General features: G+C 35.3%; 19 protein-coding genes. 9 read left to right on the top strand and 10 right to left on the bottom strand.

The window, feature by feature from the left end:
• Positions 1–58: 58 nt before the first annotated feature.
• Genes ACTJJ9_RS00095 through ACTJJ9_RS00080 form a run of 4 tightly spaced genes read right to left on the bottom strand, consistent with a single transcriptional unit; the run spans position 59 to position 4,100 of the window.
• On the bottom strand, positions 59–223 hold the full coding sequence (locus tag ACTJJ9_RS00095) for a hypothetical protein (protein ID WP_170944369.1): 165 nt from the start codon (positions 221–223) through the stop codon (positions 59–61).
• A gap of 24 nt (positions 224–247) precedes the next feature.
• Positions 248–1,378 carry a Ger(x)C family spore germination protein gene (locus ACTJJ9_RS00090; RefSeq protein ID WP_186324217.1) on the bottom strand — a complete coding sequence of 377 codons (1,131 nt, stop codon included), beginning with the start codon at positions 1,376–1,378 and terminating at the stop codon, positions 248–250.
• A 34-nt stretch (positions 1,379–1,412) separates the two neighbouring features.
• Positions 1,413–2,957, bottom strand: coding sequence for a spore germination protein (locus tag ACTJJ9_RS00085; protein WP_145582391.1), 1,545 nt, complete (start codon positions 2,955–2,957; stop codon positions 1,413–1,415).
• A gap of 36 nt (positions 2,958–2,993) precedes the next feature.
• Positions 2,994–4,100 (bottom strand): endospore germination permease, encoded by a 1,107-nt coding sequence (locus ACTJJ9_RS00080; RefSeq protein WP_145582390.1) that lies wholly within the window; start codon positions 4,098–4,100, stop codon positions 2,994–2,996.
• Positions 4,101–4,564: 464 nt separating this feature from the next.
• On the opposite strand from ACTJJ9_RS00080, the gene ACTJJ9_RS00075 reads away from it, so the two are divergent.
• Complete coding sequence (locus tag ACTJJ9_RS00075; RefSeq protein ID WP_145582427.1) at positions 4,565–5,059, top strand: sensor histidine kinase; 495 nt, start codon at positions 4,565–4,567, stop codon at positions 5,057–5,059.
• 664 nt (positions 5,060–5,723) lie between these two features.
• Here ACTJJ9_RS00075 and ACTJJ9_RS00070 read toward each other — a convergent pair.
• The gene (locus ACTJJ9_RS00070; RefSeq protein ID WP_145582389.1) at positions 5,724–6,173 is read right to left on the bottom strand and encodes a MerR family transcriptional regulator; all 450 of its coding nucleotides are present in this window, start codon (positions 6,171–6,173) and stop codon (positions 5,724–5,726) included.
• A 180-nt stretch (positions 6,174–6,353) separates the two neighbouring features.
• Here ACTJJ9_RS00070 and ACTJJ9_RS00065 point away from each other — a divergent pair, with 180 nt between their 5' ends.
• The 4 genes from ACTJJ9_RS00065 (at position 6,354) to xerS (ending at position 9,941) form a co-directional block, all read left to right on the top strand.
• Positions 6,354–7,205: an aldo/keto reductase gene (locus ACTJJ9_RS00065; RefSeq protein ID WP_145582388.1), complete on the top strand. Its 852-nt coding sequence runs from the start codon at positions 6,354–6,356 to the stop codon at positions 7,203–7,205.
• A 207-nt stretch (positions 7,206–7,412) separates the two neighbouring features.
• A complete protein-coding gene (locus tag ACTJJ9_RS00060; protein ID WP_255451919.1) occupies positions 7,413–7,748 on the top strand; it encodes a nucleotidyltransferase domain-containing protein in 336 nt (111 codons plus the stop codon).
• Positions 7,745–7,951 carry a hypothetical protein gene (locus ACTJJ9_RS00055; RefSeq protein ID WP_255451918.1) on the top strand — a complete coding sequence of 69 codons (207 nt, stop codon included), beginning with the start codon at positions 7,745–7,747 and terminating at the stop codon, positions 7,949–7,951. Before ACTJJ9_RS00060 ends, ACTJJ9_RS00055 begins: the two co-directional genes overlap by 4 nt.
• 910 nt (positions 7,952–8,861) lie before the next feature.
• Positions 8,862–9,941, top strand: coding sequence for a tyrosine recombinase XerS (gene xerS / locus ACTJJ9_RS00050; protein WP_186324216.1), 1,080 nt, complete (start codon positions 8,862–8,864; stop codon positions 9,939–9,941).
• Positions 9,942–10,350: 409 nt separating this feature from the next.
• Here xerS and ACTJJ9_RS00045 read toward each other — a convergent pair whose 3' ends face one another.
• The 5 genes from ACTJJ9_RS00045 to ACTJJ9_RS00025 all read right to left on the bottom strand — a co-directional run bounded on the left by ACTJJ9_RS00045 (position 10,351) and on the right by ACTJJ9_RS00025 (position 14,863).
• Positions 10,351–11,133, bottom strand: a complete 783-nt coding sequence (locus tag ACTJJ9_RS00045) for an ABC transporter permease (protein ID WP_145582386.1) — start codon at positions 11,131–11,133, stop codon at positions 10,351–10,353.
• Complete coding sequence (locus ACTJJ9_RS00040; protein ID WP_095300895.1) at positions 11,130–11,759, bottom strand: ABC transporter ATP-binding protein; 630 nt, start codon at positions 11,757–11,759, stop codon at positions 11,130–11,132. Before ACTJJ9_RS00040 ends, ACTJJ9_RS00045 begins: the two co-directional genes overlap by 4 nt.
• A gap of 110 nt (positions 11,760–11,869) precedes the next feature.
• A complete protein-coding gene (locus tag ACTJJ9_RS00035) occupies positions 11,870–12,757 on the bottom strand; it encodes a glycine betaine ABC transporter substrate-binding protein (RefSeq protein ID WP_095300894.1) in 888 nt (295 codons plus the stop codon).
• Entirely contained in the window at positions 12,757–13,605 is an 849-nt protein-coding gene (locus ACTJJ9_RS00030) for an ABC transporter permease (RefSeq protein WP_145582385.1), read from the bottom strand. Before ACTJJ9_RS00030 ends, ACTJJ9_RS00035 begins: the two co-directional genes overlap by 1 nt.
• 1 nt (position 13,606) lies before the next feature.
• On the bottom strand, positions 13,607–14,863 hold the full coding sequence (locus ACTJJ9_RS00025; protein WP_095300892.1) for a quaternary amine ABC transporter ATP-binding protein: 1,257 nt from the start codon (positions 14,861–14,863) through the stop codon (positions 13,607–13,609).
• Between the two features lie 296 nt (positions 14,864–15,159).
• Between ACTJJ9_RS00025 and cudC the strand changes: the two genes are divergently transcribed.
• The 4 genes from cudC to ACTJJ9_RS00005 all read left to right on the top strand — a co-directional run bounded on the left by cudC (position 15,160) and on the right by ACTJJ9_RS00005 (position 16,937).
• A complete protein-coding gene (cudC, locus tag ACTJJ9_RS00020; RefSeq protein WP_095300891.1) occupies positions 15,160–15,708 on the top strand; it encodes a choline uptake/conversion transcriptional regulator CudC in 549 nt (182 codons plus the stop codon).
• Between the two features lie 218 nt (positions 15,709–15,926).
• Positions 15,927–16,115 (top strand): DUF2383 domain-containing protein, encoded by a 189-nt coding sequence (locus tag ACTJJ9_RS00015; RefSeq protein ID WP_255451917.1) that lies wholly within the window; start codon positions 15,927–15,929, stop codon positions 16,113–16,115.
• Positions 16,116–16,136: 21 nt separating this feature from the next.
• Positions 16,137–16,361: a hypothetical protein gene (locus tag ACTJJ9_RS00010; protein ID WP_255451915.1), complete on the top strand. Its 225-nt coding sequence runs from the start codon at positions 16,137–16,139 to the stop codon at positions 16,359–16,361.
• A 231-nt stretch (positions 16,362–16,592) separates the two neighbouring features.
• Positions 16,593–16,937 (top strand): hypothetical protein, encoded by a 345-nt coding sequence (locus ACTJJ9_RS00005; RefSeq protein ID WP_145582384.1) that lies wholly within the window; start codon positions 16,593–16,595, stop codon positions 16,935–16,937.
• Positions 16,938–17,214 lie beyond the last annotated feature (277 nt).

The following is a 17,214-nucleotide window of genomic DNA, read 5'->3' as shown; positions in this document are numbered from 1 at the left end:
AGGCTGTCTAAACTCAATAGCTTTTCTGAGACAGCCTTTTGATTAAAGAATCAATTAATTACATAAACCCACGGAAAACGGCTAAAATACTTAACCCAAATCCAATTAAGGTGAGAAATGAAAAAATGACTAATTCTTTTTTCTCCTTGTTCCTTACTAGTCTTGGTACTTCCCAAGCAAAGATGAAAGCAAAAGTAAGAAATATGATAATGTATTTAAGCATTTTTAACCTCACAACAAAAAATTTTTATTTTCTTAATCCCACTCTTCTTAAATAAACCTCAGCATTGATCGAAACATCTAATTGTGAAAACATCTCGTCCCATTTTTTTTTGTAGATAGAATTCCAATCATTTGGATATTTTTTGTATACAGTTTGTCCAAATCCAAATATATCTGAACGATAATCCTTTTGAACCTTATCAACTACTTGTCTGACTCTATTTTCAAGCTCAGTTTCCATTCGTTTTTGCAAGTCTTCAATTACCTTTGGATCATTTAAATTTAATTGCGAATCATTTTCTATTACTCTTAATTCTGTAATAATATTTACGTCAATCTTTAATTCTCCATGTTCTTTCCTAGGGACAATTTTAGACTCCGCTCTAATGATTTCACCGCTAATATTTCCATCTTCCTTTGAGATAGGATGTGTAATAATCCCTTTACGCAATGTATTTCGAATCCATAAAATCGCTCTGGTTTCAAAGCTATCTAACCAACCGACAAGCTTTTCACCTTTAAACACAGCAGAGCCAGCTATTTTTTGACCTTTATCCTCATCGCTATCTCCGAGTGGTGCAAGTGAATAATGAGGTGCGATGGGTTCCTGTCCCTCTGTCAGTAGCATATCTAAGAAATCCCTTACATAAATCGTAATCCCTTTTCCTAATTTGGCTAATTCCTTTGATTCTTCAGACGCGATACTTTCTAATACAGGTCTTGCTTTTAAGACTTTCAATGCATCTCCCTTTGTCATCATAATAAAGCTATTTATACGTGGTTCATGGTACCTAGTGTGAAAGTCAATGATATTTTTTACTCCTTTTCGAGCCAAATCCTCTCCAATTAATAGCACACGACTTTGAGAAAAAAATACTCTTCTACCAATTTTTTCTTGTAGATTATTATAAGCCTCTGAAACGTTTGCACCTGTCTCAGAAATTATAAATGTACTACTTCCACTTTCTCCACCACTTTGAGTTGGCCCTAATTTTGAAGGAATTGCTACTTGAAGCGATAAGCGAAGTCTTTCATCCTCAGCAAGATCTATTGCAATTGCCGTCACAATCGCAATATCATTCACTTCAACACGATCCCAACAACCACCAAGAAATATCGTTAAAATAAATAAAAGTAAGACTTTAATTGTCCTCATAAGCACCATCCTAACCTAAACCAAACAAATATATCTATTTCTCTCCAAACCGCTTCAAATTTCGTTTTCCTGTTTGTTCTGGACGTTCGTTCATTTTCCACCATGGAACTCGAATAAAGATATCTTTAATATTGTTTAAATTAAAAGGTGCAATCGGTGCTAAATAAGGAACACCAAAGGAACGCAACTTTACAAGATGTACTAATATAAAGAAAACTCCTAGCAAAATGCCATAAAAACCTAATATAGCTGCTAAAAAAATCATCACGAAGCGAAGAAGCCGAATTGCACCTGTAAATGCATAACTAGGGAACATAAACGAAGCAATTCCTGTTGTCGAAACAACAATAACTAATGGAGCCGAAACAATTCCGGCCTCAACAGCTGCTTGTCCGATTACTAATGCACCGACAATACTTACTGTTGAACCAATTGGCCTCGGCAGCCTTAACCCCGCTTCTCGTAAAGCTTCAAAGGTTATTTCCATTAATAATGCTTCAACAACGGCAGGGAAGGGGACTTTCTCCCTTGATGCTGCAACACTAAATAAAAGATTTGTTGGTAATAATTCCTGGTGAAAGGTCGTCACAGCAATATAAATTGCAGGAAATAATAACGCAATTAATAAAAACAAATAGCGAATACCTCTAATAAAGGATGACATCACAAATCTTCCATAATAGTCTTCAGGAGAATTCATCATTTGAAAAAAGGTGACAGGAACAATTAATGCAAAGGGACTATTATCAACGAGAATCGCTACTCTCCCTTCAAGGATGTTCCCGACAACTCGATCAGGACGTTCCGTTTGTAAGGCTTGAGGAAACACCGTATAAGGGTCATCTTCAATAAATTCTAAGATATACCCACTATCCTCAACAGCATCGAGTTCAATACTATTTAAACGCTGCCTTACTTCATCAACAATTGTTTTTTGTGCAATGTTTTCTAAATAAACAACCGCTACATCAGTTTTAGATAATTTTCCAATCTTCAATGTTTCAAACTTAAGTTTAGTCGTTTTTAATCTCCTGCGAATCATGCTAATATTTGTGCGAATATTTTCATTAAATCCTTCTCTCGGACCTAAAACAACCGCTTCTGATAAAGGTTCATCTATAGAACGCTGGGTAAATTTATGCTCACCAATCAGCAATGCTTGATTATAGCCATTCATTAATAGAACCGTACCACCAGAAAGGATATAATCAATTACTTTTTGATAGGAGGTATCTTTTTCGATTTGTGCGGCACTGATGTCTGCCATAATATCATCCAAAGTTGGATTCTTCTTTTGATGAAGTCCATCTTTTTCATTTAACAACGGATTAATGACATGATGTTCCATCCTTTTCATATCCACTAATTGATTTAAATAGATAATTGCAGCAGGGATAGAATTATGAATTTTAAACTCACGGAAAGAAAAATCTTCTGCGCCATTGAATAACTGTTTAATTTGTTCTAGAGTATCTTCAAGATTAGTTGAAATATCACCCATTTCGCTATGCTCATGAATATGTTCTTTTTGATAATGTGGTCCTTTAGTTAATGTTTTTTTTCTTTTAAATAGCGGCAATAGAAGTCCTCCTCAATTAGCTCCTGTCAAATACGTTCATTTTGACCTCTTTTTATTCATTTTGTTACGAAGCATCGCTATGATTAATAAAAGAAGTGGGATTATGATTTGGAGCGGAATATGAAAATAGACAGGGACAATCTCCAAACCGATTTCATTATATTCAATCTGATTTGAAGAAATAATTAGGGATAAAGGTGCTATCACCGAGCCTAGACCTAAAAGAACCGAACGATTATGTTTCAACTTAAGTACTTGTGCAATTCCAGATGCAGCCCCATATGTCCAGCCACCCACCTTAAAAAAAACGCCGGCAACCATCATTAATATAATTAAGGCATCAAATCGTTCTAAAAAATCAGCAATTGAGATCATTCTTGTAGCAGAAAGGAGGGGGAAAAATTGATCCCGATATATTTCTGGTCCTAAGACACTTATCACCATGATAATATTCATAATTAATAAAAAGGTAGTCATCATAATAGCGGCAAATCCAACTTTTTTCAGATTTGTACCCTTAACTAGAAAAGGGAAAAACATCGTAATAATAACTGATTCACCAAACGGGAAGGTTAATACGGTCGGAAACACTTCATTTAGTACTGGCTTAATCCCATTACCTAAAACAGGGGTGAGATTTTCGAGTGTAAATTGATCGACAGTTGATAATAAAATCCAAACAACCGTTATCGCAATAATGTAAACAGGGAACACTACCTCTCCCATACGACCAAAAACTTCAACACCTCCGCGTAAACAATAAATCATTAAGATCATAAAGCTGCCAATGACAACCTCCATTGGTGTCTCATCTAAAATCGTTGCAGAAATTAGTTCTCCAAAATCGCGACATGCCTTTGCAGCAAGATAAGTGAAATAGATAATATAAGCTAAAATAATCGGATATGATAAAAATTTGCCAATAATTTTTGGAATCAACTCTATTAATGAATCACCAGGATAGTATCCACATAATTTTATATATACGTACATTAAAAATAATCCACCTAGCATAGAGAGGAGGAAAACTACCCATGCATCTTGCTTCGCACCAGAACCAATATTGTACATAAAGGTATTTCCTATTTGAAAGCAAACAATGACAAAAAATAATTGGAGTGAGCTTATTCTTTCCTTAGGCATCAATAGTCTCCTAAAAATGATATATAGTAGTTAAACGGAATGAATCGTTTGATGACTATTATTTTCCATAAATTAAAAATTATGCAACTATCCGTTATTGAACAATAGTTGATTAATCAAAACTACTTATATGAATAAAAGGAGGAGATCAAATAAAAGAATTTGCATAAGCTACGAAGGTTTCTTCAAAAGAAAAAATGTAAGACACAAATGTATAAAAATAGCGATTGGAATCTCATTTCTATTTAAAAAGAGAATTAGACTAATTTAAATAGATTAAAAATAAATATCATTTAAATAAATTCATTTATTGGGAAAGAAAGAGGCTAAGGTTTGTTTTGATTAATGAAAAATTCGAAAAGTTTATTCGCAATAATGTCTCTAAACAACTCAATAGTGACCAAGTACTTATTTAAACATTGATTTTTACGTAATAATTTATTAAGTTAATACAACTATTGGAGATGAAATTCAAAGAAAATACGGTAGATCCTTCACTTGTTTTACAGAGGTCGATTGACAGCGTTAGTCCACTAGCCCACCAGAAGCATGTATCAATCATTATGCACCAATTTGGTGAGGAGTGTGTAGTCATTGGTGATTCGCACTTATTGGAGCGAGCCATGAACAATTTATTGGATAATGCGGTCAAGTTTACACCCTGCAATGGGAAGGTTTTTGTAGAATGCTATAAGAATGGCAACAATGTAACCTTTACCATTAAAGATACAGGTGAGGGTTTCTCTTCAGATGAGGTTCAACGAGTTTTTGAACCATTATATTGTGGGGAAGCATCGAGAAATCGTTTAACTGGGGGAGTTGGGCTGGGCATGACGATTTCAAAGAGAGTCATTACGCAACACGGAGGTGACCTTGTCGAAGGTAACCATTCAGAAGGCGGTGCACTCCTAAGTGGCTGGATACCCTTTGCAAACAGTTCTTTCTATTCTCATACTTGAAAGCCTTATTTGGCAATCCTGATTAACTGATTCCTTTTGTCTAGATCCTCTTTCTAAGAAATATTTTGCTTTACCATCAAACTAGCAGTGAACCGTATCATAAATAATTATTGAATTATTCAACAATCTGGCGCTTTTCTTTAATAAGAAGGCGTCTTTTCTAATCAATCAGATTCTGGAGCAACACATTTAAATTGGAGTTATATTAAGGTGTAAAAGAGATTGTAAAGGATTCTACTTAAACTACCATGTAAGAACGTACTTTTCTTGCATTTTCTGTGGTGAAGCTTTGCTTCATGGATGGCTAACGGGGGCGTTAATCCAAGATGGATTAACGCTTATTTTGAGTGCTTATTCCAGGTTAACTTATTAAGAAAAAGTGCTATCAAATATGAAAAGCACTTTTGTATCGATTATCAATTAATAGTGTTTTCAAAAACAAAAGAAATAAAATAACACCGGTACAAAGAAGAATACTAATCAAAACAATAGCGTACGTATGTGATGGATTTAAATCCATCCAATCATCTGCTGGCGAACAATTAGCTACTACATGTTCTTCTGAATTTCATTCCAGCTCTCACCCTTTGCCCCATTAGTTCAATGTATTCTAATGGGATTCTTATTTATTTTAAAGGTGATTCAGGAGTATTAGGACTATCTCTTACACATTCCGCATAGAAGGGGAGTAAAATACATCACTATGCATGTGCTGGATTTTTTCCCAATTGCTTGGATTGGTCGTGTCGGGAGAGCGGTTCTCCAAAATGTCCTGATATAGGATTGTTTTTTGTTCTAAATGGGCAATATGTTGTTTGGCTTCTTCAAGCTTAACGAGCGCAGCTTCTTTATGCTCCATCATGAGGGTGTAGCGTTGCTGAATGGTAGAATCCCCTTCGAGGCAGAGATCGACATATTTTTTTATGATTTCAATAGGCATCCCGGATTGCTTGAGGCATTTGACACCATGCAGCCAGTTGATCGATTCTTCGTCGAACAACCGAATATTATTTTTATTGCGTTGTACGCTTGGCACGAGACCCTTATCTGTATAAAAGCGAACGGCGTGCTCGGTGAGTCCTGTTATCAGGGCAGCTTCCTTGACTGTGTGCATATGTAATCCTCCTTGAAAAAATAAATTGTTGATGATGTCTTGACTTCGTGTTAGACGAAGGTTATAGACTGATTATAACGCAAATCAGCCGTAAGCGGAATTAATTCTGCAGTGCCCGTTTTTCGGGATGCGTGCAAGTTTGTAGTTTTAATATTGATCAATATAAGAGGAGGAATTACCATGCAAACTGTAACATTAAACAATGGAGTAAAAATGCCGATTATCGGTTTTGGTGTTTACCAAATCCCCGATGCTCAAGAATGTGAGGATACAGTATATGAAGCGCTGATGGCGGGATACCGGCTGATCGATACTGCTGCAGGTTATCTAAACGAGGAAGCGGTTGGACGTGCAATTAAGCGGAGTGGAGTACCGCGTGAGGAATTGTTCATCACGACAAAGCTTTGGATTCAGGATGCCGGCTATGAAAGTACTAAGTTAGCATTTTCTAAATCCTTGAAGAAACTACAGCTCGACTATCTCGATTTGTACCTCATCCATCAGCCGTTCGGTGATTACTACGGCGCATGGCGTGCAATGGAAGAATTATATCGCGAAGGCAAAATCAAAGCGATTGGGGTTAGCAATTTCCATCCTGACCGTTTAATCGATCTTATTGTGCATAACGAGATTGTCCCAGCCGTCAATCAAGTCGAAACACATCCGTTCTATCAGCAAATTGAGAGTTCAGCTTTTATGAAAGAGCAGGGAGTATTGCATGAGTCATGGGCACCGTTTGCTGAAGGACGCAATAATATGTTCGGCAATGAAGTGTTGACTGCGATTGCGGAAAAATACAATAAGTCCGTCGCCCAGGTAGTGCTTCGTTGGCTTATCCAACGTGAAGTCGTTGTTATTCCAAAATCGGTGCGTAAAGAGCGCATTGTTGAAAACTTTGACATCTTCGATTTTGAGTTGAGCCCAGATGATATCGAACAAATAGCGTCTCTTGATACGGGAGAAAGTCTTTTCGGGTCGTACCACGATCCGGAAATTGCCAAGGCAATGGGTACCTTGAAAGTCGATCTGTAATTTTTATGTAAACCGCAAATTCATAATAAGTTTATTCTTATATTATTAATAAAGGACAGGCGGGACGCCTGTTCTTTAATCGTGGTTTTAGTGACATAACAGCGGCTGCTTCGGCAGCTTTTTTTCTTGTTCCACTAACGAAGCAGTTTAGTGGAACAAGTAAGAAGACCTTCAAAAGGCAGAAAAATGGGGGGTAGGAGGTTTAAAATGACCCACCAAATCTTCAATGAACAAACTGAGTCACAATTAAAGGTATTGGCTAAAATCAGTACGATATCTGCAAGGATTGGAATTGAATTCTGGTTGCGTGGAGGATGGGCTATCGATTTTATTCTTGGCAAAATTACTCGTTCACACGATGATATTGATTTAATAACTTGGATACAAAATCGAGAAGGTTTAGAAGATTCACTTTTAAAAGCTGGATATGAGAAGATACCCGTTAAAGAGGAATTTCGAGAAAGGCAGTCTGATTTCTGTAAGGATAGTGTAGAAATTCAATTGGCTATATATGCCGTTCAGACGATGGAAGCCTTATTATGAATGGATTACCTCAATGGATTTGGAGATCAGACTGTTTGCTTTCAAAAACTTTTATTTTGAAAGAGATATCGGCTCACGCACTAAACCCTAAACAACTTTTAGAAGAAAAAGAGGTCTATGAACAAATTGGTCGTACACTACGACAAAAAGACGAAGAAAGCAAAAAGATATCGCAACAAATAATAGATAAAACATTGTTTTAATTTTAGATTGTGAAAAAATGTACTTAAAGTAACGGGTGCTTTAGTTGAAGAAAGAAGTTATATATTGGTTAAAAAAAAGAGGCTGGGACATAACGAAAATATTTTTAATGAAAACCGAACATTGCTTATTGCAAAAAACTATAAAAGAAAAGACTCTTTAAGAAGAGGTCGGTTTTTTGTGCAAAATTTTATTAAGGTTGATTGGAGCAGATTGCGAGACTCCTGCGGGATGCGTGGGAGAGGTGAGACCCCGCAGGTTTACACCGAGGAGGCTCACCACCCACCCCGCGGAAAGCGAGTACTGCAGTGGAAATCAACCAGAACGACTACTAGTAAAAAGCAACAATGTATACAAGTATTGCCACTTACAAAAAGGACACGAAGTTTAAAGCAGAATTCCAAATTATAGTTCGGATTTTTCTTGTGTTGAAAATCTTTTGTCCCAACCTCTTTTTTATTTAACTTTATGAGTGAAGTTAGTTATTAATGAAATATCACAACTTTATTTAATATGTCACAACTATAATTCGTTCGGACAATAGAGCCAAAATAAAAATCAACTAGACCTAACTTAGTACGTATAAGACAAGAAGGGATGGCCAGTAAAACGGACATTCCTTCTTGTCTTTATAGAGAATTAACTTATTTTTAATAATTCTGGGTCACAACTGAGTTGTTTGAGGCACAATTAAATTGTTCAAGTCACACTTGATTTGTCTAAGTCACACTTGATTTGTCTAAGTCACACTTGATTTGTCTAAGTCACAACTGAGTTGTCTTGAAACAAATAAACAATTACAAATCTTAAGAACTCTCCATCCACATTATTACGTAAAATATAAATTTGACGTAATAAACTATAGGGATTAAAATAATCATTAGATAAAATACATTTCGAGGTGTTATTTTTATGAATGAACAATCACAATTACATCATAAAAAATTAAATATATTACTTAAGGATTTACCATGGTATGTTGCGGAATATATCGACCATAAACGAAGAAAGCTTTCAGCAGCATCATTACTAAACTATTGTCATGATTATAAAATCTTTTTTCAATGGATTATATCTGAGCATCTATTTAACGGTAATCTAAAGGACATACCATTACAGCTATTAGAAACATTAACAGTACAGCAAGTTGAAGGCTTTTTAAATGCGCTTCAATATGAATATCATAACAAAGAAGTCACTGTAAATCGAAAGCTTTCAGCCTTAAAATCGCTTTTTAATTATTTGCAAAACATTGCGGAAACAAGAGATTTGAAGCCTTATATCCAGCGAAATGTGATGGCTAAAATAGAATTTAATGAGCTCAAACAAAGCATGGAAACACTAGCAAATAAAATGGAAGGTAAAATTTTATTAGGAGATGAATATGAGAATTTCCGCAGGTTTGTTGCCCATGATTATCGTGAACTTGTAAAAGACAATAAAAAGTTGGTAAATTTTTATACATTTAATCAGGAACGCGATACAGCGATCATCTCATTAATATTAGGCTCAGGACTTCGTTTATCTGAAGTTGTAAACCTCGATTTAGATGATATTGATTTTAACAAATACTCTGCACGTGTTATTCGTAAAGGTAATAAAGAGCAATATGTTTTCTTTAGTAAAATTGCTATGGATGACCTACAGCAGTATTTAATGATTAGAGAAAAACGTTATCATGTTGAAAAATCAAATAAAGCATTATTTGTTGCAGCTCCAATGGGTCCTAAAGGAAAATCAAGACGTTTAACTGCACGATCAATCGAAAAAATGATTGAAAAATATGCAAATGCCTTTGGAAAACCTGCATTATCCGTTCATAAATTACGACATTCATTTGCAACGAGATATCACGCAGAAATTAATGATGTCCCAAAGCTGAGACGACAGCTAGGTCATTCATCAATTCAGACAACGATGATCTATACACATATTAAAAACGATGATCTACGAAGTGCCGTTGATAAGATGGATATACCGAAAGACCATTAATTATGGTCTATTTTTTATGCTAGTTTACATAATATATATTCTCGGAAGTTAATGAAAATAATGAATTTCTGTCTCATATCAAAAGTTAACTTAAGAGATTGAGACAGAAAAAATTAAAAATAAATAGTTCATTTTCATTAAATGTTTAATTTATAATCGTTTAACTATATTTCAAGAAAAATTTATTAGAATTCATTATTATAATTATGTTACACACAATTATAAACGACAAAAGTTGAATTCTAAGGAATTAAATTCATTTACCAGACCATTTTCAATTAAAAAACAATGATTTTCTACGATATCACATAACTTCTTTTATATTATAATCCCTTGTTACCTTTTATAACTACAACAATCATTGCAATCTACATATGCAATTGCGTTATCATTAAATTTATTCCCACTTCTACCCTATAAATTGATTACGCTGATTGAAAAATGTTCGATACCCAAATTGGGTAAAAATAACCATTGTTAATGCAACACTTCCTGAAATGCCTAATAAAACAGCAACTTGATACTCCACTGCTATCAATGGACTGATTCCGGCTAATATTTGCCCTGTCATCATTCCTGGAAGAAAAACGATTCCCATACCTACCATATTATTTATCGTCGGCAAAATTGCAGATTCAAAAGCCGAATTAACGATTGATTTCGTTGCTACCTCTGGCTTTGCCCCAAGCATCAACGCACATTCAATCAATTGCCCTTCTCTCTGAACCCCATCAATTAAATGTTTAACACCGAGTGTGATACCAGTCATTGAATTTCCAATAATCATTCCAGCGATTGGAATTATGTATTGTGGTTGGTACCATGGTTCAAAATGGATAACAACAAAATTAAAGTACGCTAGTGTGATAATCGATCCAGATGTAATGGAAATCGCAATGATTTGCTTCATTTTCTTATTCAATGGTCTCCCTACTTGCTTAAACGTATTATATATAGCAAAAGCTAGCATTAATAAAACGATAAGTAGGATAAGAAACGGGTTAGGATTCTCAAAAATATAGGTAAGTATATACCCTACTAAAATCAATTGTAATGTCATTCTCGCTGTCGATACCATGATTTGAATTTCCCGCTTCAATCCTCGCCATTTAACAAACCCTATTAAAAGAAGTATAAACACATAGCCTACAGCTAACCTCCAAAACTCAATATCCTTAATTACATTTGTCATACTATCCCCTCCTCCCTTCTCTTTAGGATGATTTTATTCTCACAATATGTATCAGCAATTTGGGGAGAGTGAGTAATTAGAACAACTGTTTGATTTTTTTGTTTTGCGGATTGAATAAAGTTTTTCATAACTAAATGCTCTGTCTCTTCATCTAAGGCTGACGTTGGTTCATCTAATAAAAATACTTCAGGCTCCATTAAATATACCCTCGCCAATGAAAGCCGCTGCTTCTCTCCACCAGATAGAGTCCCCGCTTCTTCATCAAGCTCTTTCTTTAATGACACAATACGTAACGCCTCTTTAAGTTCACGGTCATCTTTAGGCTGCTTCTCGGAAAATACTAATCCAATTTGGAGATTATCACGTATGGTTCCTTCAAAAATAGTTGGTTGCTGTGGTGCCATTACGACTCGTCTCCGATGTGAGATGGCGTCTTCTTCATTAAGGTTTTTCTCTTGAAAATATATTTCACCTTCATCGGGTGAAATCATCAAATTAAGCATTCGTAATAAAGTCGTTTTTCCTGCTCCGCTTTGACCTACTAAACAAGTAATCGTTTGCCCAGGGATCGTCATTTTCTCTATATCGAGAATATCCTTGTACTTAACATTATGTAATTCGAACATATATTCCCACCTCTTTTATATCTACATCTATCTTGGCTGAATACTTTTATTTTGTAAATAAAAAAATTACCCACATACATGTTGTACGTGGGTAATACATAATCCAATGCTTATTTTAAATCCTCAATTGAATCAATATCCATATATTCTGGTACGACTAAGCCTGTTTTTGCACCTTCAAGGTTTGCACCAAGGTCTTCGAATTGACCTTCAAATTTCTTATATTGATCCGCATGTGTTAATGGAAGCCATCCAGCAATATGTGCATCTATACTTCCATCTGCTACTCCAGCCCACATTGGACCTGCTTCAACCTGGCTTAATGTTACTTTATAGCCTAAATCTTGAAGAACCTTAGCAACTACATTCGTGCTTGCAATTTCACTGTCCCATGCAACATACGCAAGCTTGACTTTATCACCGTTACCTTTTTCAGCACCTTTTGTCCATTCTGCTACTTTATCAGCATTTTCTTCTACCCAGCTAGCTGCTGCTTCTTCAGGTGATGTGCCATCTTGAATACTGCTCATCACAACTCCCATTTCATCAGGAGTCCAATGGAATTGATCTAATACTTTATAAACACCTGGAAGATCTTCAGCTAATCCTTTACGAGCAATTGAGTGAATGTCTTCTGCTTCACCATAAACACCCTTCGGATCTTCCAAATATTTTAAATCAAACTTAGAAAACATCCAATGTGGCGTCCAACCGGTAATAACAATCGGCTCTTCCTTATCAATCGCCTTTTTTAGAGCAGCAGTCATCGCTGCCCCTGAACCTTCAATTAGCTCCCAATCTGATAGTTCATATTCTTCAAGAGCATTCGCAGTAGCATTCATAATTCCAGCGCCTGGGTCAATTCCTGTTATTTTATAATCAACGGATTCACCGACAGAACCAGAATTAGCTGAGCTTGCATCTTTCCCTCCGCTACAAGCAGCTAAACTAAAAGATAAACCTAACGCCAATGAAACTGTTGCTATTTTTTTAAACATTATACATTTCCTCCCCTTTTTGTCTTCCCGATATTTTGCGTAATTCTATCTAGAATAATCGCAATGATTACGATTGCCAATCCAGCTTCAAATCCTGTTCCAGTTTGCAATTGTGTAACGGCACGATACACATCTGCTCCTAATCCAGGTGCTCCAACCATTGATGCAATTACTACCATTGATAATGCTAACATGATGCTTTGATTGATTCCGGCCATAATAGTCGGTAAAGCCAATGGTAATTGAACCTTAAGTAGCTTCTGTCCTGTTGTAGAACCAAATGCTTGTGTCGCTTCAATTAGATCATCTGGAACCTGTTTAATACCTAAGATCGTTAAACGAATTGTTGGTGGCATCGCAAAAATAACCGATGCAACAACTCCTGGTACTACTCCAATATTAAAGAAAAAGATAGCTGGTAAAAGATATACAAATGCAGGCATCGTTTGCATAAAGTCTAAAATCGGTGTAACCACCTTACCTACTTTCTCGCTTTGGGATGCCCATATTCCAATCGGAACCCCAAGTAATATGGAAATCCCAACTGAAGTAATCACTAGCGCTATCGTATCAAGCATATTTTCCCAATACCCTAGATTATCTATTAATAATAATCCGATTATAGTAAAAAGAGCGATTTTCCAGTTACAGACTTTCCAAGCAAGTAAGCTTACGAGGAGTGCTAATATAATGACTGGGATATATCCTAAACCTAATACAATACCATCTACAAAAAATTCTAAGCCAGTTGCAATCCCTTCAAAAAACGGTTCAAAATGCTCAACTAACCACTCAATTAATACGTCTATCCAATCAGCTATTGGTAACTTTGGAAATAAATTATCCATTTTATTCTACCTCCCTTTCAACTGTTAAAGGGGGCTCGGTTATTTTATCAGCTTCGTTAATATACGTTTCATTACCTGATAGTGCACCAATTAATGCACCTCTTATAACAATTCCTTTTAAGCGATGAGCATCATCTATTACAGCTACTGGTATTGTTGCTGTTGATACCTCATCAAATAAATCAACAAGTAACGTATCCTCCGATACAGTTACAAGCTGCTTTGTAATGACTTCTTCTAACGGAAGTCCTTTTTCGATTGCTTGATTTGCATCCTGCGCTGTAACGGCTCCTATCAATCGCTTCTGTTTATCGACAATATAAACTGTAGATATTTGATGATCCTTCATCACCTTGAGCGCGATTCTAGCACCCTTTTCAAGCTGTATTGTTTCGGCTCTCTTCATGACATGACCAGCTGTTAGAACTTTTGATAAGTCAACGTCTTCAACAAAACGTTCAACATAATCATTTTCAGGATTCATTAAAATTTCTTCAGGTGTTCCTATTTGAACGATATTTCCATCCTTCATTAATGCAATACGGTCACCAATTCGTAATGCCTCATCTAAATCATGTGTAATGAAGATGATTGTTTTCTCCATTGTTGCTTGAAGATCCAACAGCTCGTCCTGCATGTCTTTTCTAATTAATGGGTCAAGTGCACTGAATGCCTCATCCATTAATAAAATATCAGGATCATTCGCTAAGGCACGAGCAAGTCCAACCCGTTGCTGCATACCACCACTTAGCTGACTTGGATATTGTTCCTCATATCCTTCAAGACCAACTAATTTAAGAGCTTCTAATGCAAGCTTTCTACGTTTCTCTTTATCTATCCCTTGGATCTCTAAACCATACTCAGTATTTGCTAGAACTGTTCGATGTGGAAATAAAGCAAATCGTTGGAAAACCATACTCAATTTTTTTCTCCGGACATTTCGTAGAGCTTCCTTATTCATTGCAACTATATCTTCCCCATCAATAAGAACTTGGCCACTTGTTGGCTCTATTAATCGATTAAACATCCGAACTAATGTGGACTTCCCGCTACCTGATAAACCCATAATCACGAAAATCTCACCAGGATAAACATCAAAATTAGCGCGATTCACCCCAACAGTTGAACCTGTTTCTTTTAAAATTTCTTGCTTAGTTTTTCCCTGTTTTAGAAGCTGAGCAGCTTTTTTCGTATTCTTGCCAAAGATTTTCGAAACTTCTCTTACAGAGATTTTTGCCGAACTATTATCTTTACTCATTTTTTCACCTCAATTAAACTTTTAAAAAACGCGACGTATTATCAATATCGGCAAACCCTCCTTTTTATTTTTTGTCACGAACACTGTACCTATATAAGTATAGGAATATTACAAATAGATTACAAAGCGCAAATACTAGCATTTACCTTCGTAAACTTTGTACAGAAAAAACTGTACAGACTTAACGTTCCATATTCTTATAAATCCTCTATATTCCTCCCAATTCTTAGTCTTTACTTTCAAAACACTTAAATGTAGTCTGTATATATATAATCACTAATAGGATGTGAAAGGGTTTGCAAGAGAAAGAAGAACATGAAAGGGCTCGTGAACGAGTCATCGAGGCCATATCTCAAAATATGAATTTATATGGAGTAACTCCCTCAGTAGGTAGACTATGGGGTCTTCTTTATTTTCAAAATCAACCGATGACACTTGATGAAATGAAAAATGAACTTGGAATGAGCAAAACGAGTATGAGTACATCGGTAAGACACTTAATGGATTTGAATATGGTTGATAAAGTATGGAAAAAGGGAAATCGAAAAGATTTATATGTAGCTGAAGAAGATTGGTACCAAACTTTTATCGATTTTTTCACAATAAAATGGCGCAATGGTGTTAACATAAATGTGTCTGCAATTGAAAAATCACTAAAGGAACTAAATAAGCTACTTGAATCACCTACAATATCCGAAGAGCTTAGAATTCAAATAACTCAGGATATTGAAAAGCTCCATAAAGCATTAGATTATTATGATTGGCTCAATCGACTAGTGGATAGCTTTGAGTCAGAAGAAATTTTTAATTTTATACCAAAAAAGGAAACGGATTTGCCGAAATAATTGCAAATTCAATTTCTTCAACATATCAGATTCATCAAATAAAAAATAATAAGCAGCGGGTTTCTACAACTCGTTGCTTTTTCAATTTTGCGCGTTAAAAACATCTAAATATCCATTATTTTATTGTTTAATTGTATAGATAAACGAATAACTCCTAATCCTATTGATATTTGGATCTACTTTATATGATTAAGTCGTAACAATAAGGATGTGTCTTTATGAATAATGAGACAATTGTTGAAGAGTTAAATACCATTTTAAGAGGAACTTATATGGGAATTCGTTCAATGGAGCATTATATCCAAAGAACGGACGATTTGTCTGTAAAAAGCACTTTCCAATCGATGCAGCAAGAGGTCAAGCAAAATGCACAAGCATTAGCTGAACGAATCCAAAATTTAGGCTGAGTTCCTGCTGATGATGAAGGCTTGTCTGGCTCCATTCACTCCTTTATGCACAAGGTCATGCTCCCAAACAGTTCAGAAGCAATGATTAAGGATGCCATTAAAGGAAATGAGAACTATGGGGTTGAATACTCTGAGGAAGTTGTAAAAGGTGATTTAGACATTGAAAGTAAACGAATTGTTGAAAACATAATCGATACGAATCGGAGACATGTTTCGTTGTTAAAAGAAATAATTGAAAGATATTAATTATTTAGTTCCAAATTTAGGATTAACTTCTAGGGGTTAATCCTATTTTTTTTCATTATTTTCCTTTACTAATTAACTTTTCAAATAATAGATTTTTTTAGGTTTATAGTTGAAAAGTCTTTATATAAGAATAAATTACCAAAAATCGATGTTATTAGACAATTAAAATACTTTTCAAACGTGAAAAAAAGGATTAAAATAGTTTTATTACTCGATAAAGGGGTGATTCCATTGAAACTGTCAAAGTATGTAAGCTTTCTTTTAGTCCTAATGTGTATGTTTGTGGGCTATCAAATCGTTTCAATGTCTCACTATCATCATTCTGTTAGTCATGGAGGCGTAGTGGGCGTTGAAAATGAAATCTCGTTCACAACTGTTGACCAACATCAGGATGAGAAGAAGCATCCCGATTACTTAGGAAATCTTTTTATTGAGAATTTAGAACAAGCTACTGCAATAGTCGTGCTTCTAACTGTGCTACTTTCTGTTCTAACTTTACTCATACAAAAATTATTTCTTAAGGCAGTTTATTATCAATCTTCCTATTATTCAAATCATCATTGTATTTTAACCTAACTTATCTTAATAATAAGGAGGTAATCAATGATGACATTTTTAAGATTGATTCCAGTAGCATTATTTTCACTTACTGCATTAAGTTTATTAACTTATCAAGGAATTGAAATCGTGCATGCATTAACTGAGTACGTTCGAAATAAATAATAAAGGATGTTTAAGAAAAACCGGGCATAGCCCGGTCCTTTTCATGGTTAGAGAATATCCGATAATTTGTACTCTATGCCATGTACCCCTTTATAATACTCAGGATACATTTCACCCCCACATTTTTCAC

The sequence above is a fragment of the Metabacillus sp. 22489 genome, assembly GCF_052044855.1.
GTDB lineage: Bacteria > Bacillota > Bacilli > Bacillales > Bacillaceae > Metabacillus > Metabacillus niabensis.
This window is presented reverse-complemented; position numbering and strand designations above follow the sequence as displayed.

Excerpts from the sequence above, each read along its gene's own strand:
- ACTJJ9_RS00095 (WP_170944369.1), bottom strand. The coding sequence starts at position 223 with ATGCTTAAATACATTATCATATTTCTTACTTTTGCTTTCATCTTTGCT.
- ACTJJ9_RS00090 (WP_186324217.1), bottom strand. The coding sequence starts at position 1,378 with ATGAGGACAATTAAAGTCTTACTTTTATTTATTTTAACGATATTTCTT.
- ACTJJ9_RS00080 (WP_145582390.1), bottom strand. The coding sequence starts at position 4,100 with ATGCCTAAGGAAAGAATAAGCTCACTCCAATTATTTTTTGTCATTGTT.
- ACTJJ9_RS00075 (WP_145582427.1), top strand. The coding sequence starts at position 4,565 with ATGAAATTCAAAGAAAATACGGTAGATCCTTCACTTGTTTTACAGAGG.
- ACTJJ9_RS00070 (WP_145582389.1), bottom strand. The coding sequence starts at position 6,173 with ATGCACACAGTCAAGGAAGCTGCCCTGATAACAGGACTCACCGAGCAC.
- ACTJJ9_RS00065 (WP_145582388.1), top strand. The coding sequence starts at position 6,354 with ATGCAAACTGTAACATTAAACAATGGAGTAAAAATGCCGATTATCGGT.
- ACTJJ9_RS00060 (WP_255451919.1), top strand. The coding sequence starts at position 7,413 with ATGACCCACCAAATCTTCAATGAACAAACTGAGTCACAATTAAAGGTA.
- ACTJJ9_RS00055 (WP_255451918.1), top strand. The coding sequence starts at position 7,745 with ATGAATGGATTACCTCAATGGATTTGGAGATCAGACTGTTTGCTTTCA.
- xerS (WP_186324216.1), top strand. The coding sequence starts at position 8,862 with ATGAATGAACAATCACAATTACATCATAAAAAATTAAATATATTACTT.
- ACTJJ9_RS00045 (WP_145582386.1), bottom strand. The coding sequence starts at position 11,133 with ATGACAAATGTAATTAAGGATATTGAGTTTTGGAGGTTAGCTGTAGGC.
- ACTJJ9_RS00040 (WP_095300895.1), bottom strand. The coding sequence starts at position 11,759 with ATGTTCGAATTACATAATGTTAAGTACAAGGATATTCTCGATATAGAG.
- ACTJJ9_RS00035 (WP_095300894.1), bottom strand. The coding sequence starts at position 12,757 with ATGTTTAAAAAAATAGCAACAGTTTCATTGGCGTTAGGTTTATCTTTT.
- ACTJJ9_RS00030 (WP_145582385.1), bottom strand. The coding sequence starts at position 13,605 with ATGGATAATTTATTTCCAAAGTTACCAATAGCTGATTGGATAGACGTA.
- ACTJJ9_RS00025 (WP_095300892.1), bottom strand. The coding sequence starts at position 14,863 with ATGAGTAAAGATAATAGTTCGGCAAAAATCTCTGTAAGAGAAGTTTCG.
- ACTJJ9_RS00015 (WP_255451917.1), top strand. The coding sequence starts at position 15,927 with ATGAATAATGAGACAATTGTTGAAGAGTTAAATACCATTTTAAGAGGA.